The sequence below is a fragment of the Allobosea lathyri genome, from assembly GCF_900108245.1.
Classification (GTDB): Bacteria; Pseudomonadota; Alphaproteobacteria; order Rhizobiales; family Beijerinckiaceae; genus Allobosea; species Allobosea lathyri.
Map to the genome: position 1 here is coordinate 25,084 of NZ_FNUY01000002.1, position 15,708 is coordinate 40,791.

Annotated in this window: 14 protein-coding genes; 10 read left to right on the forward strand and 4 right to left on the reverse strand. The window is 66.1% G+C overall.

Annotated elements, in window-relative coordinates:
• The first annotated feature begins 1 nt into the window (after position 1).
• On the forward strand, positions 2-1,051 hold the full coding sequence (locus C4S73_RS04535) for a phosphotransferase family protein (RefSeq protein ID WP_103871323.1): 1,050 nt from the start codon (positions 2-4) through the stop codon (positions 1,049-1,051).
• A gap of 14 nt (positions 1,052-1,065) precedes the next feature.
• Here the strand turns inward: C4S73_RS04535 and C4S73_RS04540 are convergent, their stop codons facing one another.
• A complete protein-coding gene (locus tag C4S73_RS04540) occupies positions 1,066-1,851 on the reverse strand; it encodes an SDR family oxidoreductase (RefSeq protein ID WP_103871808.1) in 786 nt (261 codons plus the stop codon).
• A 126-nt stretch (positions 1,852-1,977) separates the two neighbouring features.
• On the opposite strand from C4S73_RS04540, the gene C4S73_RS04545 reads away from it, so the two are divergent.
• Together C4S73_RS04545 and C4S73_RS04550 are read left to right on the forward strand one after the other, a co-directional pair.
• Entirely contained in the window at positions 1,978-2,490 is a 513-nt protein-coding gene (locus tag C4S73_RS04545; protein WP_160115670.1) for a MaoC family dehydratase, read from the forward strand.
• Between the two features lie 155 nt (positions 2,491-2,645).
• Complete coding sequence (locus tag C4S73_RS04550; protein ID WP_200827924.1) at positions 2,646-3,377, forward strand: FadR/GntR family transcriptional regulator; 732 nt, start codon at positions 2,646-2,648, stop codon at positions 3,375-3,377.
• Between the two features lie 163 nt (positions 3,378-3,540).
• Here the strand turns inward: C4S73_RS04550 and C4S73_RS04555 are convergent, their stop codons facing one another.
• Together C4S73_RS04555 and pdxR are read right to left on the reverse strand one after the other, a co-directional pair.
• Complete coding sequence (locus C4S73_RS04555) at positions 3,541-5,151, reverse strand: GMC family oxidoreductase (RefSeq protein WP_103871326.1); 1,611 nt, start codon at positions 5,149-5,151, stop codon at positions 3,541-3,543.
• Positions 5,152-5,262: 111 nt separating this feature from the next.
• Complete coding sequence (gene pdxR / locus C4S73_RS04560) at positions 5,263-6,747, reverse strand: MocR-like pyridoxine biosynthesis transcription factor PdxR (protein ID WP_103871327.1); 1,485 nt, start codon at positions 6,745-6,747, stop codon at positions 5,263-5,265.
• 157 nt (positions 6,748-6,904) lie between these two features.
• On the opposite strand from pdxR, the gene C4S73_RS04565 reads away from it, so the two are divergent.
• The 7 genes from C4S73_RS04565 (at position 6,905) to C4S73_RS04595 (ending at position 14,906) form a co-directional block, all read left to right on the forward strand.
• Positions 6,905-8,011, forward strand: coding sequence for a mandelate racemase/muconate lactonizing enzyme family protein (locus C4S73_RS04565; RefSeq protein WP_103871809.1), 1,107 nt, complete (start codon positions 6,905-6,907; stop codon positions 8,009-8,011).
• Positions 8,008-9,501, forward strand: a complete 1,494-nt coding sequence (locus C4S73_RS04570; protein WP_200827925.1) for an aldehyde dehydrogenase family protein — start codon at positions 8,008-8,010, stop codon at positions 9,499-9,501. Before C4S73_RS04565 ends, C4S73_RS04570 begins: the two co-directional genes overlap by 4 nt.
• 23 nt (positions 9,502-9,524) lie before the next feature.
• On the forward strand, positions 9,525-10,823 hold the full coding sequence (locus tag C4S73_RS04575; protein WP_103871328.1) for an NAD(P)/FAD-dependent oxidoreductase: 1,299 nt from the start codon (positions 9,525-9,527) through the stop codon (positions 10,821-10,823).
• Positions 10,824-10,979: 156 nt separating this feature from the next.
• Positions 10,980-12,035 carry an ABC transporter substrate-binding protein gene (locus C4S73_RS04580; protein ID WP_200827926.1) on the forward strand — a complete coding sequence of 352 codons (1,056 nt, stop codon included), beginning with the start codon at positions 10,980-10,982 and terminating at the stop codon, positions 12,033-12,035.
• Complete coding sequence (locus C4S73_RS04585) at positions 12,032-13,177, forward strand: ABC transporter ATP-binding protein (RefSeq protein ID WP_103871330.1); 1,146 nt, start codon at positions 12,032-12,034, stop codon at positions 13,175-13,177. The genes C4S73_RS04580 and C4S73_RS04585 overlap by 4 nt, the downstream gene beginning before the upstream one ends.
• On the forward strand, positions 13,174-14,088 hold the full coding sequence (locus C4S73_RS04590) for an ABC transporter permease (protein WP_103871331.1): 915 nt from the start codon (positions 13,174-13,176) through the stop codon (positions 14,086-14,088). Before C4S73_RS04585 ends, C4S73_RS04590 begins: the two co-directional genes overlap by 4 nt.
• A gap of 2 nt (positions 14,089-14,090) precedes the next feature.
• A complete protein-coding gene (locus C4S73_RS04595) occupies positions 14,091-14,906 on the forward strand; it encodes an ABC transporter permease (RefSeq protein WP_103871332.1) in 816 nt (271 codons plus the stop codon).
• Positions 14,907-15,059: 153 nt separating this feature from the next.
• On the opposite strand, the gene C4S73_RS04600 is transcribed toward C4S73_RS04595, so the two are convergent.
• Positions 15,060-15,683 (reverse strand): cupin domain-containing protein, encoded by a 624-nt coding sequence (locus C4S73_RS04600; protein ID WP_160115671.1) that lies wholly within the window; start codon positions 15,681-15,683, stop codon positions 15,060-15,062.
• Positions 15,684-15,708 lie beyond the last annotated feature (25 nt).

Here is a 15,708-nt window from a genome sequence, read left to right on the forward strand (position 1 = left end):
CATGACCACCATGCAAGCTCCCGCAAGCGCCGAGCGGTCCTCGCTCGAGGCGGCGCTGCCGCGGCTCGAACAGGCCCTGCGCGGCAATGACGTCATCGGCGCTGCCGAGCATGTGGTGATCGAGCGCCAGTTCGAGGCGGGTCAGTCGAACCCGACCTATCTGCTGCGGGCCGGCGAGCGCCGCATCGTGCTGCGCAAACAGCCCTACGGCCAGCTATTGCCGCGCGCCCATGATGTCGTCCGTGAGCACAACATCATCAAGGCGCTCCACGGGGTGGGTTTTGCCGCGCCGCGGCCGCTCTTCGCCAGCGAGGATCGCGAGATTATCGGCACGAGCTTCTTCGTGATGGATTATGTCGCCGGCGCCGTCCATTCCGACCCGGCCTTGCCCGAACATGCCCCGGCCGAGCGCCGGGCGGTTTACCAGGCGATGGCTGGCACCATGGCGCGGCTTCACCGGGTAGATCCTGCGGTTCTGGAACAGGCCGGCATCAAGCCGCGCGGCGATTTCATCGGCCGGCAGGTCGGCGTCTGGCGTGGCGCCTATCTCGCCGCGCAGACGCAGGACGATCCGCGGATCGAGGCCGTCGGGCAATGGCTTATCGACCGCAAGCCCACGGCGGAGAACATCGGCATCGTCCATGGCGACTATCGCATCGAGAACCTGATCTTCAGGGGCAACGAGGTCGCGGCGGTGCTCGACTGGGAATTATGCACTGTCGGCGAGCCGCTGGCCGATCTCGCCTATTGCTGCATCTGGCACCACCTGCCGCAGATCGTGCTGAACGGTCTCGCCGATCAGGATCTTGCCGCGCTCGGCATCCCCGATGAGGCGGAGTTCCTTGATTTCTACGCACAGGCATCCGGGATCGATGCGGCGCCGACGCGCGGCTATTTCCTCGCCTTCGCCTTCTATCGGCTCGCCGCAATTCTGCAGGGCGTCTACAAACGGGCGCTCGACGGCAATGCGGCGTCGCCGCAAGCGCTGACGCGCGGCAGGGTCGCCGAGCTGTGCCTCACGCAGGCTGCTGCCTTCGCCGCCCGCGCCTAAGGCGGGGACGTCGCTCAGATCGCCGTGTAGCCGCCGTCGATCGCCAGCACCTGACCGCTGATATGGGCGCTTGCATCGGAAGCGAAGAGCAGAGCGGCGCCCTTGAGATCCTGCGGTCCGCCAAGCTCGCCTCGCGGCGTATGAGCGACAAGCTGCGCCTCGTGCTGACCCAGCGTTGCAGCGGTCAGCTTCGAGGGAAAGTAACCCGGCGCGAGCGCATTGACGGTAATGCCGAGCGGGCCCCATTCGGCGGCAAGGGCACGGGTGAAATTGATCAGGCCACCCTTGGCCGTGTTGTAGCCGATCGTGCCGACGAGATCGGGGTGATGGCCACGCAGCCCCTCGATCGAGGCGATGTTGATGATCCGGCCACGCTTCGACGGCACCATCCAGCGTTTCGCCACGGCCTGCGTCAGCAGGAAGATGCCGGTGAGGTTGACCGCCATGACCTTCTGCCAGCCCTCCAGCGGGTGGTCGACGGTCGGCGCGCCCCAGGACGTCCCGGCATTGTTGACGAGAATATCGACCTGGGAATGGCGATCGGCGATCCAGTCGCAAAGCTTCGCTGCGCCATCGGCCTGCGAAAGATCGCAGGGGAAGCCATCGGCCTCGATGCCTTGCGCCCTGAGCGAGGACACCGCCGTCTCCAGCTCGGAGGCCTTGCGGGCTACCAGAACGACGCGCGCACCGAATTCGCCGAGCGCCTCCGCGATTTGCAGGCCGAGTCCGCGGGAGCCACCGGTGACGATGGCGACCCGGCCGGTCAGGTCGAGCAGGGCATGCAGGGGGCTGGACGACATGGCAAGGCTTTCGGCTTCGATGCGGCCAAGGCTGCCCGCGTGTTGACCACCATTCATTTCTGTTGGACAAGTCAATAACCCGACAGATGATGAAAGCAAGCCCGAAGCGCGGGCTCCGGAATGGCGATGACGAAGGCGGAAACACAAGGGGACGGGGATATGGCGGGGGAGGTCGATCGCTGGCGCGTGCCCTTCGTCGTCGGGCAGGAACTCGCCGCCGAAATCGTCTTCACGCCTGACTCCGTCCGGGCCTTCGCGACGCTGACCAACGACACCAATCCACTCCATCACGACGCGGCGCTGGCGGCGGAGACACGGTTCGGAGGTTTAATCGCCAGCGGCACCCAGACGACCGGCCTGCTGCTCGGAAGCCTCGCCAATCACATTTTCCCAGATAACGCATCGCTCGGGCTCGGCTGCGCCTTCCAGCTCAGGAAAGCGGTGCCGGCCGATGCGGTCATGATGGCGCGGTGGATCGTCCGGACCATCACGCCGAAGCCGTCGCTGCGCGGCGTGATCATGACCCTTGAAGGTGGCCTCTTCGACAAGGCGGATATGGCGTTCGTCGAGGCGACGGCAACGATCGCGGTCATGCCGCACGAGGCCCTGAGCCGCGATGCCGGGCGCGGATCGAATTAGCCGATGCGGATCATCAACAGCGATGGCGGTGGACATTCGCATCCAAGGCCAGGCTGCCTGCAGTCTGCAGCAATCCGGCAACGCAAGACGTGCTATGGCGGTTTTTCGATTAGCCTTCCGATCTTCACCTGACCATGCCCAGCGATGGTAGTGCCGTGACAAACCAGACCTTCAAGAAGCTCGATACCGCTCCCGTCTACCGCCTGGTCTTCGACACGATCGAGCAGCAGATCGTGAAGGGCGAACTGAAGCCCGGCGTCCTGCTGCCGACCGAGACCCACCTCGCCGAGCAGTTCGGCGTCAACCGCTCGACCGTGCGAGAAGGCATCCGCATGCTTGAGGAGAGCGGCCTTGTCCAGCGCAAGTCGGGCCAGCGGCTGCAGGTCACCCTGCCGCATATCAACGCGACTGCGGCCCGCACGAGCCGCCTGCTACGCCTGCACGAAGTCACCTTCCGCGAATTGTGGGAGGCATCGATCGCCATCGAGCCGGTCGTTGCCCGCTATGCGGCCGAGCGCATCACGGCGCCGGAACTGGCTCTGCTTCAACAGAATGTCGCGGAGATGGAAAAGGCGATCAACGATCATGTCGAGGTCGTCAGGCTCGACATCGTCTTCCACGATCTGATCGCCCAGGCGGCGCGCAATCGCGCACTAGGCCTGGCGCGCGAGCCGATCAGCCAGCTCTTCATGCCCGCGGGCAAGGCCATTCTCCCGCGCCTCAAGACGCAGAAGCGCATCATCGACGCTCATCACGCCCTCCTGAAGGCTCTGAAGGAGCGCGACGCCGACGAGGCCGCTGCCTGGATGCATCGCCATATCGCCGATTTCAAGCGTGGTTTCGAACAGACCGGCCTCGATATCGACAGGCCGCTGGAGAGCTTCTGAAAAGCTGCCTGCGAAATCAGTTGGCGTCTCTTTCTCGGCGGCCGGTCCCTGAGATCGCTGGCCATGCGGAGCGGGTTGCAGTTGGCGGGCATGCCCCATCCTGCGCCGCTTCAAAGCAAGCCGGGCCTGTCATTGCGACAGCGGCGCCTACGATGCGCTCTCTTCAATGCGCGAGCATGAATTCGGCCGCGCGCTCTCCGACCATCATCGCCGGAGCGTTGGTGTTGCCTGAGGGGATCGTCGGAAAGACCGAGGCGTCCGCGATGCGCAGGCCGCTGAAACCGTGCACCCTGAGCTTGGCATCGACGACGGAATCCGCTGGATCTGGCCCCATGCGACAGGTTCCGCAGGGGTGGAAGACGGAATAGGCCTGTTGCCGGATGGCCTCGAGCTGCGCTTGGTCATCGGCGCAGTCTGGTCCCGGGCGGACTTCGCTCTCGATCAGTGCGGCGAAGGTCGGGGTCGATGCCAGGCGCCGCAGGAAGCGTGCACCGACGAGCATGTCGCGGATATCCTGTTCATCGGAGAGATAGTTCGGTTCGATTACCGGCGTGGTGTGAGGATCGGACGAGCGGATCGCGACATGGCCGCGGCTGTGCGGCCGGCAGGGCGAGACGCTGGTGCTGAAGCCGGAGAATGGATCCGGCTTCATCAAGGCGCGCACGCCGGGCAGGGCGCGCTCATAGCTCAGCGGGGAGAAATAGAGCTGCATGTCCGGGCGGTCGAGCCCCGGCCGTGTCTTGAAGAAGCCGCCGCCCTGATTGACGCTGAGCGACAGCGGGCCGCTGCGGTGAAGCACATATTTCAATGCCATCCCGACGCGGCCGGACCAGGAGAGCAGCGCTTCGTTCAGGCTCGGTTGCCGCGAGCGATAGACATGGTCGTAGCAGAGATGGTCCTGAAGATGCGCACCCACGGCTGGCAATGCGTGCACAGGCGATATTCCGTATCGCGCGAGAAGTTCGGGAGCGCCGATGCCGGAGAGCTGCAGGAGCTGGGGGGAATTGATTGCGCCGGCCGCGACGACGATCTCGCCTGTCGTACGGAAATTGACGCGCTGTCCATCGCGCCAGCCTTCCACTCCGACCGCGCGGCGCCCTTCGAACAGAATGCGCGAAGCCAGAACGTCGGTCTCGACCTTCACGCGTCCGGTCTTGCGGGCCGGGTGCAGATAGGCGCGCGCCGCCGATTCGCGCAGGCCGCCCCGCGTCGTGATCTGGTAGATGCCTGCGCCCTCACAGCTTTCGCCGTTGAGATCGGCGTTGAAGGGCAGGCCGGCTTCCTGCGCCGCCTTGACGAAGATCGGCGTCAGGGGATGGACCGCCGACGCGATGTCCTCGACATGCAGGGGGCCGCCCGCGCCATGCCAGGCCGAGGCGCCGAGCGCGTGATCCTCCATGCGGCGATAGGCGGAGAGGACCTCGCGCCAGCCCCAGCCGGGATTGCCCATGCGCTCCCAGCCGTCGAAATCCTCGGGCTGGCCGCGCATATAGACCATCGCGTTGATCGCGCTCGATCCGCCCACGACCTTGCCGCGCGGCTGGTAGATCTCACGGCCGGCGAGGCCGGGCTGGCTTTCGGTCCGGTACATCCAGTTCAGGCGCGGGTGGTAGAAGGTCCTGCCGTAGCCGATCGGCAGATGCAGCCAGGGGTTCAGGTCCCGTGGCCCGGCCTCCAGCACGAGGATGCGGCCCCGCCCGGCCAATGCGAGGCGTCCGGCCAGCGCGCAGCCGGCCGAGCCGGCGCCGATGACGATGACATCCCATTCCTCCAAGACGGACTCCCTGCCGCTTCCGGCGTTGGCTGAGCATCAGGCTCTAGGGTGAATTGGGCTTGTCGCTAAGGGCCATTCTGTTCGAAGCGCCAGTCCAATCGATATCCGAGATCAGGCCGATGCGAGATCGTCGATCGCCTGTCGCAGCCCCAGGACGCCGGCCTGGATCTGCACAGGCGTGAAGCCGCTGAAGCCGAGGACGAGCCCGTCGCGCTCCACCGGCTCCAGCCCAAAGCGACTGATCGGCGCCACCGTGATGCCGCGTCGAGCCGCAGCCTGCGTAACCGCGACGGCGTCCAGACCATTGCGCAGGAAGCCTATGGTGTGCATGCCGGTATGGGTGGGTATGACCGCGAGATCACCTGTCAGATGCTCGCCGGCGGCCTCGATCAGCGCTTGATGCCGCTCCTGATAGAGCTTGCGCATGCGCCGGACATGGGTGGCGAAATGTCCCTCGACGATGAAGTCGGCGACGATGCCCTGCAGGGCCGTCGGCACGCCCGGCGAATAGGCGTCGAGGCAGATGCCGATCTGCTCGGCGAGCTGGGGCGGAGCGACGAGGAAGCCGAGGCGCAGCGACGGAAACAGCGTCTTCGAGAACGTGCCGACATAGATCACACGGCCGGTCAGGTCGATGCTGGTCAGCGTCGCCATAGGCGCGCCCTGGAAGCAGAACTCTCCGTCCCAGTCATCCTCGATGATCCAGGCGGAACTCGCCTGCGCCGCCTCCAGCAAGGCAAGCCGCCGCTCCAGGCTCATCTTGGCGCCAAGCGGTTGCTGATGAGCCGGCGTGACGAAGGCGAGCTTGAAATCCGGCGCGCGGCGCAGGCCTTCCTCCACGACGAGTCCGGCCTCGTCGACGGGCACGGGCACAATGTCGGCGCCCGACAGGATCAGGCTGTTACGGGCGCCGATCGCGCCTGGATTCTCGAACCAGACCTTGTCGCCGGGATTGATCAGCGTCGCGGCCAGCAGCTGGAAGGCCTGCTGCGCGCCGGCGACGATGAAGATTTGCTGCCACTCGCAGGCGATGCCGCGATTGAGCCGCAGATGGGCCGCGATCGCCTGGCGCAGCACGGCTTCGCCATGGGGATCGGGATAGCCGAGGACCTGATAGCGGGGCTTGCGCCAGTGCCGGCCGGAGAGCTTGGCCCATTGCGCCATCGGGAAGGCGTCAAAGGCGGGCATTGCCGTGGTGAAGGCGCGCGGCTGGTGTGGCAGGCGTGCGCCGAACAGTTTTGAGGCCGAGTCCATGGCCTGCGCCAGCCGGACTTTCGCCGTCGGCACGGCGATCGCCGCTGTGGCAGGCGCCAGGCGTTCGCTCGCCAGCGCCTGGCTGACATAGGTGCCGGCACCCACACGGGTCTCGACAAGGCCTTCGGCGGCGAGCCGCTCGAAGCTCTCGACGATGGTGGTGCGGGCCACTCCAAATTCCTGCGCCAGCGTACGCGTTGCGGGCAGGCGCTCGCCGACCTTGAGCGCACCGGTCAGGATCAGTTCGCGCAAGCCGACGCAGATCTGGATGCTGAGCCCATACGGCCCGTCGCGATCCAGCACGATCGATTGCAGCAGGACGCCTTCTTCGCGTTTGACCATATCGTCTCCAAGTCAGCGATTCCCCATCCTTGGAGATTGGACTGCTGCTTTCGTCAGAATGGACCTTGGGCTCAGACCAATTTCAAGTCCCTTTCTGACCCGCGACGCCGCCTCGCAATCTCGCAAGGGCACGGCGATGGATTTGGCGGCGGCAGACATGAAGATCACCCGGCTCGAAAGCTTCACGACGCCCGATGTCGGCTTTGTCCGCGCCACCTGCGAGGATGGAAGCCAGGGCTGGGGGCAGTTCTCGCCCTATAACGCCGACATCACGGCGACCGTCTTCCACCGTCAGGTCGCCCGCTGGGCAATTGGCGAGGACGCCTTCGCGATCGACGACCTCATCGCGACGATCGGCGAGCGCGAGCACAAGTTTCCGGGTTCCTATCTCTGCCGGGCCATGACCGGTCTCGATACCGCGCTCTGGGACCTGCGCGGCCGGAAAGAGCGCAAGAGCGTGTGCGAACTGCTCGGCGGCACGCCGCGTCCCTTTCCCGTCTACGCGTCCAGCATGAAGCGCGGCGAGATCACGCCGGAGGCGGAGGCCGAGCGCCTCGCCCGGTTGCGCGACATCCATGGCTACCGCGCCTTCAAATTCCGGGTCGGGCGCGAATGCGGTCGCGATCAGGATGAGTGGCCCGGCCGCACCGACGCGATCGTGCCGCAGGTCCGGGCCGCACTGGGCCAGGAAGCCACGCTGCTCGTCGATGCCAATAGCGGCTATTCGCCGGCCAGGGCGATCTCTGTCGGCCGTATGCTGCAGGACCATGGCGTGGCGCATTTCGAGGAGCCGTGCCCGTATTGGGAGCATGCCTGGACGCGCGAGGTCCGGGAGGCGCTCGATATCGACGTGACCGGCGGCGAGCAGGATTGCGACCTGGCCGTCTGGCGCGCGATGATCGAAGGGCGCGTCGTCGATGTCGTGCAGCCGGACCTTTGCTATATCGGCGGTGTCGGGCGGATGCTCACTGTGGCGCGCTGGGCCGCCGAGGCCGGCCTGCCGGTGACGCCGCATTCGGCCAACCAGTCGATGGTGACGGTGTTCACGCTGCATGTCATGGGCGCGCTCGCCAATGCCGGTCCTTATGTCGAGTTCTCGATCGAGGGGCCTGACTACTACCCTTGGGAGCAGGGGCTGCTGCGCAACCCTCCCAAGGCTCGCGACGGCATGGTCGCGATTCCTTCCGAGCCGGGCTGGGGCGTCGAGATCGAACCCGACTGGCTCGATCGGGCGCAGTATCATGTGACCGAGGTCTCGGCGTGACGGGCGACCGGGCGAAACTGGTCGAGGAAGCGCAACGCACCGGCACGCTGGCGGGTCTGCCTTGCGGGCACTTCATCGGGGGCCGCTTCGTCGCATCCATGTCGGGGCAGGAGATGGAGAGCTTCGACCCGGGCCGAGGTGTTGCGTTCGCCAGGGTTGCAGCGGGTGCGGCCGGGGATGTCGAGGCAGCAGTGGCTGCAGCGCGCGCGGCATTGTCAGGCCCCTGGTCGCGCATGAAGCCTGCCGCCCGCGGCGAAATCCTGATGCGCGCGAGCCATCTGCTGCGGGAGCGGGCGGCGCGTTTCGCCGTCGTCGAGACGCTCGATTCCGGAAAGCTGCTCGCCGAATCGGAGGGCGATGTCGGCGGCGTCGTCCGCGCTTTCGCCTATTATGCCGGCGCGGCCGACAAGCTGCATGGCGACAGCGTGCCGCTCGGCCCTGACTATGTCGGGGTGACCATCGAGGAGCCGGTCGGCGTCGTCGCGCAGATCGTGCCATGGAACTATCCGCTCTCGACGGCGGCGCGCGGCATCGCGCCTGCGCTGGCCGCCGGCTGCACGCTTGTCGTCAAGCCGGCCGAGCAGACGCCCTTCACGACATTGATGCTCGCGGAGCTGCTGCACGAGGCCGGCCTGCCAGACGGTGTGCTCAACGTCGTCGTCGGCACGGGGGCCGAGGCAGGCGCGGCGCTCGTCTCCCATCCCGGCATCGACCACATCACCTTCACCGGCTCCGTCTTGACGGGCCAGCGCGTCATGCGGGCGGCGGCTGAGCATGTGACGCGGCTTCAGCTCGAACTCGGCGGCAAATCGCCCATCGCGCTGCTGGCCGATTGCGAGATCGAGCCGGCGGTCGAGGGCGTGATCGGCGCGATCTACGAGAATGCCGGCCAGATCTGCTCGGCCGGCTCGCGCCTGATCCTGGAGCAGTCGATCGCGGCGAAGGTTCTTGACCGGCTCGTCGCACGTGTCGGAGCGATGCAGCTCGGCCACGGCCTGAGCGATGCGGCTATCGGGCCGATCAACTCACCGCAGCAGCTTGAGCGCATCGAGGCTCATGTCGAGCGGGCGCGTGCGGCCGGCAACCGCATCCTCTTCGGTGGCGGCATCGTGCCGGCGGAGCAGAGCGGCGGCGGCTGGTTCTATCGGCCTACCATCATCCTCGCCCGCGACCCGGACGATCCGCTGGTGCAGGAGGAGATTTTCGGCCCGGTCCTGACGGTTCAGATCGTGGCGGACCTGGAGGAGGCCATCGCGGCTGCAAACGCGACGCCCTATGCGCTCGTCGCGGGCATCTACACTCGCGACCATGCCAAGGCCTGGCGCTTCGCGCGAGCCGTCGATGCAGGCCAGGTCTACATCAACGAGTTCTTTGCCGGCGGCATCGCCATGCCCTTCGGCGGTAACCGTAAATCCGGCTTTGGCCGGGCCAAAGGCATGGCGGGCTTGCGCAGCTACTGCAAGCTCAAGAGTGTCGTGGCGCGGCTCTGAACCGGCCGGGGGGAAACGACGGAATGTCGAGCGAGCTGTTTACCGCCGATTTCAAGGCGGCACCCTATTGGTGGGACGGGGTCCCACGGCCGGAATTGCCACGTGCGGAGCCTCCGAAACAGGCCGATGTCGTGGTCGTGGGCTCGGGTTATACCGGCCTGCATGCCGCGCTCCAGACGGCGAGGGGCGGGCGCAGCACCGTGGTGCTCGACGCCGAAGCTGCAGGCTTCGGCTGCAGCACCCGCAATGGCGGCCAGATCTCGACCAGCATCAAGCCGAGCCTGGATGTCCTGGCGCGCCGCCACGGCCAGGAGCGCGCATTCGCGATCCTGCAGGAGGGCCATCGCTCACTGCGCTGGATCGGCGAGTTCATCCGCGAGGAAGCGATCGACTGCGATTTCGGCGTGGTCGGGCGGTTTCACGCGGCTCACTCGCCCGGCCAGTACGAGGAACTCGCGCGGCGCGTCGACAAACAGCCCAAGGGCCTCGAGGTCGACTGCCATGTCGTGCCGCAGTCCGAGCAGCGCAACGAGATCGGCTCGGACCTGTACCATGGCGGTGCGGTCTATGCCGGCCATGCCTCGGTCAACCCGGCGCGCTACCATCAAGGCTTGCTGGAGCGCGTCATGGTTGCCGGCGCCGAACTCGTCCCGTTCTGTCCGGCGACCGCGATCACCCGGCAGGGCAACGGCTTCGTGGTCGAGACGCCGCGCGGCACAATCCGGGCGCGCGACGTGATCATCGCCACCAACGGCTATACCGGGCCTCCGACCGGCTGGCTGCGCCGCCGCGTCATTCCGATCGGCAGCTACATGATCGCGACCGAGGCGCTGGATCCCGCGCTGATGGACCGGCTGATCCCGAAGAATCGCATCGTCAGTGATACCCGCAAGGTCGTCTATTACTACCGCGCCTCGCCCGATCGACGCCGCATCCTGTTCGGCGGCCGCGTCTCGCTCAGCGAGACCGATCCGCGGCGGAGCGGGCCAAAGCTCCACGCCGATATGAGCGCGATCTTCCCCGAGCTGGCGACGAAGCGCATCAGCCATTCCTGGTGCGGCTTCGTCGCCTACACCTTCGATGAACTGATGCATGTCGGGCGCCATGACGGGCTCCACTACGCCATGGGCTATTGCGGGGCGGGCGTTGGCACGGCGAGCTATTTTGGCATGCGGCTCGGCCAGCAGGTCCTCGGCCTGCCGGAAGGGAAAACGGCCCTTGACGGCCTGCCGTTCCCGACGCGCCCATTCTACAGCGGCAATCCCTGGTTCCTCGCGCCTTCGGTCTTCTACTACCGCTGGCGCGATCGCCTGGCGCGATGAGGCTGCGCGGATTGGCATTCCCGAATTCTCAGAATGGACCTTATGGCCAGACCAATTTCAACAAATTCTGCATGCTCACAGCGGTGGGAAAATGGGTCGCCATGGCGACTGCGGGACCGCCGATGGACATGCGCCTTTCAGCTCAGGAGATATGACATGCCGTGCCCACCGATCCTGCCGTCGCGATCGACTCTCGCCCTTCTCCTGAGCCTGGCCGGCGCAATGCCCGCCTTCGCGCAGGAACTCACCGTCGTGTCCTTTGGCGGCTCCTATCAGGAAGCGCAGAGCAAGGCGCTGTTCGTACCCGCCGCCAAGGCGCTGGGCATCAAGCTCAAGGAAGAGACCTATAGCAGCATCGCCGACCTGCGCCTCAAGGTGAAGGCCGGCGCCGTGACCTGGGACGTGGTTGCCAGCGGCTCCGGCAGCGCGGCGCGCGCCGGCTCCGAGGGCATCCTCGAAAAGCTCGACTACAAGGTCATCGACACGTCGAGCTTCGTGCCCGGCACCGCGCAGGATTACTGCGTGGGCGGCGACGTCTTTTCGACGGTGCTGGCCTGGAACACCAAGACCTACGGCCAGAACGGCCCGCAGAACTGGGCCGATTTCTGGGACATCAAGAAATTCCCAGGCAAGCGGTCCTATCGCAAAGGTGTCGCCGGAGCGCTCGAACCCGCTTTGATGGCCGACGGTGTGCCCCCGGAGAAAGTCTACGAAGTCCTGTCGCAGCCCGGCGGCGTCGAGCGGGCGATCAAGAAAATCCGCGAATTGAAGCCGCATATCGCAGTCTGGTGGAGTTCTGGCGCCCAGCACGCCCAGCTCATGAAGGATGGCGAGGTCGACATGATCACCGGCTGGAACGGGCGCTTCGACGTCGCCGCCAAGGACGGTGCGAAGGTCGCCTATACCTTCAACCAGGCTTTGCTCGACTATGACTGTTTCGCCGTCGCCAAGGGGGCGCCGAACAAGGATCTGGCGATGAAGTTCCTGGCCGAAATCAGCAAGCCGCAATATCAGGCCGAATTCACCAAATACATCACCTACGGCCCGACGAACAAGAAAGCCTATGATCTCGGCACGATCGACGCGGCCTATGCCAGGACTCTGCCGTCCCACCCGGACAATGCCGCCAAGCAGGTGCCGATCGACCTCGACTGGTACACCAAGTTCGAGACGCAAGCCTCTGCGGCATATCAGAACATGCTGACCGAATGAGGTCGGCGGCTGACCCCGGCGAGCGGGAGGCTGCGGTCGCAGCCCCGCTCGCCTCTCCGTCGGGGAAGGCACTGCCCATCGCCGTCCGGCGATTGAGCAAGGCCTATGGCGCCGTCTCCGTGCTCGACGATGTCGATCTCGACGTCAGGCCGGGCGAGTTCCTGACCCTGCTCGGCCCGTCGGGGTCGGGCAAGACCACCCTGCTGATGGCGATCGCCGGCTTCCTGCGGCCCGACAAGGGTAGCATCCGCTTCGGCGAGCGCGAGGTCGTGCGGCTCGCGCCGCATAAACGCGAAATCGGCATGGTTTTCCAGAACTATGCGCTGTTTCCGCATATGGACGTCGCCCGCAATGTCGGCTTTCCGCTGCGGCTGCGGCGCGTGCCGGCGACCGAGATCGCCCGGCGCGTCGAGGCCGCGCTGGAGATGTTCCAGCTCGGCGGCTATGGCGGCCGCAGCATCAACCAGCTCTCGGGCGGCCAGCGCCAGCGCGTCGCGCTCGCCCGTGCCATCGTCTTCGAGCCGCGCATCATCCTGATGGACGAGCCGCTCTCGGCGCTCGACAAGCAGTTGCGCGAGCGCATGCAGATCGAGCTGCGCCAGCTGCACGATCGCCTCGGCACCACCACGGTTTATGTCACGCACGACCAGCGCGAGGCGCTGACCATGTCGGACCGCATCGCCGTGCTCGATCGCGGGCGTATTGCCCGGATCGACACACCGCGCGCGATCTACGATCAGCCCGGCAGCCGCTTCGTCGCGGAGTTCATCGGCGAGTCCTCGTTTCTCGATGTCGAGATCGTGGATGGTGTCTGCCGGGCCGCCGGCTCCGTCGTCCGGGCGCCGAAGATCCCGGCGGGGCAGGGGCGATGCGTGATGATGCTGCGGCCGGAACGGCTGCGCATCCTCGACGGCAGCGAGACCGAGGCGATGAACCGCTTCGACGGCAAGGTCCAGAGCGCGATCTATCAGGGCGACACGCTGCTCCTGCAACTCGTGCTGGCAGATGGCAGCCAGGTCGGCCTGCGCATGGCGACGCGGGGCGACGATGCCGAGCCCCCCGCTTCCGGTTCCCCGATCGCCGTAGGCATTGCCGTGGGCGACACCGTACTGCTCGCTGACGAGGGAAGGGCGCGGACATGAGCGCGCTTGGCCTGAGCGTCGCTGGCGAGGTTGTCGACGATTTCCATGCGGCCGCCCTGCGCCGCGACCACTGGCGCGAACGGCTTGGACTGGCGGCGCTCGCGGCCCCGGCGCTTCTGCTCGTCACCGTCACGGTCTTGCTGCCGGTTGGCTGGCTGTTCGGCCTGTCCTTCTTCGACGATGCGGGCGCGCCGAGCCTGGAGCACTATCGGCGCATGCTGGCCGAGCCTTCCTATGGGCGCACCTTCCGCACCACCTTCGAGATCAGCCTGGCGACCACGGCGATCTGCATCCTGCTCGGCTATCCGCTCGCCTATTTCCTGTCGCAGCTGCCGCGCCGTGCCGCCAATCTCTGCATGATCGCCGTGCTGCTGCCGTTCTGGACCTCGCTCCTGGTGCGTACCTATGCATGGCTGGTGCTGCTGCAGCGCAGCGGGCTCATCAATACATGGGGCATGCAGCTCGGCCTCTGGAGCGAGCCGCTGCAGCTCGTCCACAATGTCGGCGGCACGCTGATAGGCATGGTGCATATCATGCTGCCGTTCCTCGTCCTGCCGCTCTACGGAACGATGCGGGCGATCGACCGCGATATGCTGCGGGCGGCTTCCAGCCTCGGCTCCACCCCGGCTCATGGCTTCTGGAGCGTGTTCTTTCCGTTGTCGCTCCCGGGCCTCGCGGCCGGATCCGCGCTCGTCTTCGTGCTCTGCCTCGGTTTCTACGTGACGCCGGCGATGCTGGGCGGCGGCAAGGTGACGATGGTCTCGAACCGCATCGCCAATGATATCGAACTGTTCTTCAACTGGGGGGCGGCCAGCGCGCTGGGTGTCGTGCTGCTGGTGATCACGCTCGTCGTGCTCGTCCTGACGGCCCGGCTGTCGCGCGGCGCCGGCCTCTTCGGCGGGGGGCATTGAGCATGAGCTGGTTCGATCGCCCCGCGAGCGATACGCAGATCACGCACGGATCGAGGCTATGGCTCTACGGTCTCGGCGTTCTGGTGCTCGCCTTTCTGGCGCTGCCGACGCTGATCGTGATCCCGATGTCGTTTTCGCAGTCGCAGTATCTGGAGTTTCCGCCGAGGCAATGGTCGCTGCGCTGGTACGAGGCCTATTTCTCGTCGCAAAGCTGGATGGCGGCTACGGCAACGTCGCTCAAGGCTGGAATCTGCACCGCGCTGCTGGCGACACCGGTCGGAACGCTCGCGGCCTATGGGCTGCATGTCTCTCGGCTGCGATTCACAGGGGTCGTGATCCTGGCGCTGCTGACGCCGACGATCGTTCCGGTCATCCTCGTTGGCATCGCACTGTTCTATGCCTTCGTGCAGCTGAAAATGGTCAATTCATTTCTCGGGATCGTGCTGGCACATACGGTGCTCGCCGTGCCGATCGTGATGATGATCGTCGGCTCGGCTCTGAAGAGCTTCGATCTCGACCAGGAGCGTGTCGCGCGCAGCCTGGGCGCGACACGAACGCAGGCTTTCCTTCAGGTGACGATGCCGCAGATCAGTTTCGCCATCGTCACCTCGGCATTGCTCTCATTCCTGACCTCCTTCGACGAGGTCGTCGTCTCGCTCTTCGTCTCCGGAGGAGACAACTCGACGCTGACGCGCGCGATGTTCATGGCCCTGCGCGACCAGATCGATCCGACCATCGCGGCGATCTCGACGATCATGATCGTGCTGACGTCGGTGCTCCTGGCAGCCTCGCAGATGCTGGGCAAGGCGAAGGATTAGCGCAGAGCCGTTCAGGAGACGGGCGTCCACGACCCGCGCGGAATCGGCAACGCAGCCGAGACGAAACAGCGCGCGGGAGGCTCAAGGTCTGCAACCGGCCCGCTCCGGGGCCGTGCTATCCCTGTCGACCGATGGCTGGCTTGGCGACGCCTCTCAGATGGGCTGCTCGCCAAATAATGTCAGCGTCACGATCCGAGGCTTCGCGGCCTCGTCGGGCGTGGCTGGGACAAACGAGCTCTCTCCGCCCGCGAGCGCCATGGGCAGCACCATCACGCGGATAAACGCGTTTACGCCGCCGCTTATGTTGAGCCCCACGACCGTCTCGCATCCGCTCTCGAACCAGGCTTGGCCGGCCTCGATTCGATCGAGGTGATCGCCCACTTCCGCGAGCAGCAGACCGGATTCAAGCCTCCTGATGCCTGGCCCGCGATGATGATGGGCCGGGGTTTGGGCCCCCGCCGGCGCTTCGACGCGATCGGCGCGGATCATGCAATGGCTGTCGGGGAAAGGCGTCAGGCGAGACAGCACCGGTGACAGTCCCTCGCCGCGGCGCGCAGGCAGCGCGCCTGGCGCGATCTCGAAGATCCAGGTCAGGCCCGAAGCCGAGACGGCGGCGCCGCCTTTGGCGAAGGCGCCCTGGCCGGGCTCAACATTTCTCCCTGAAACAACCGCGCCACTCGCGGCGGCGTAGATGAAAGCATTGCCGCCCGGCGCCACGGTGCAATGAGCGCCGGCCGCGAGATCGTAAACGGTCATTCGCCAGTTCGCGCCAGTCATCGTCCTCGACCTCCTCGCTGTCGCC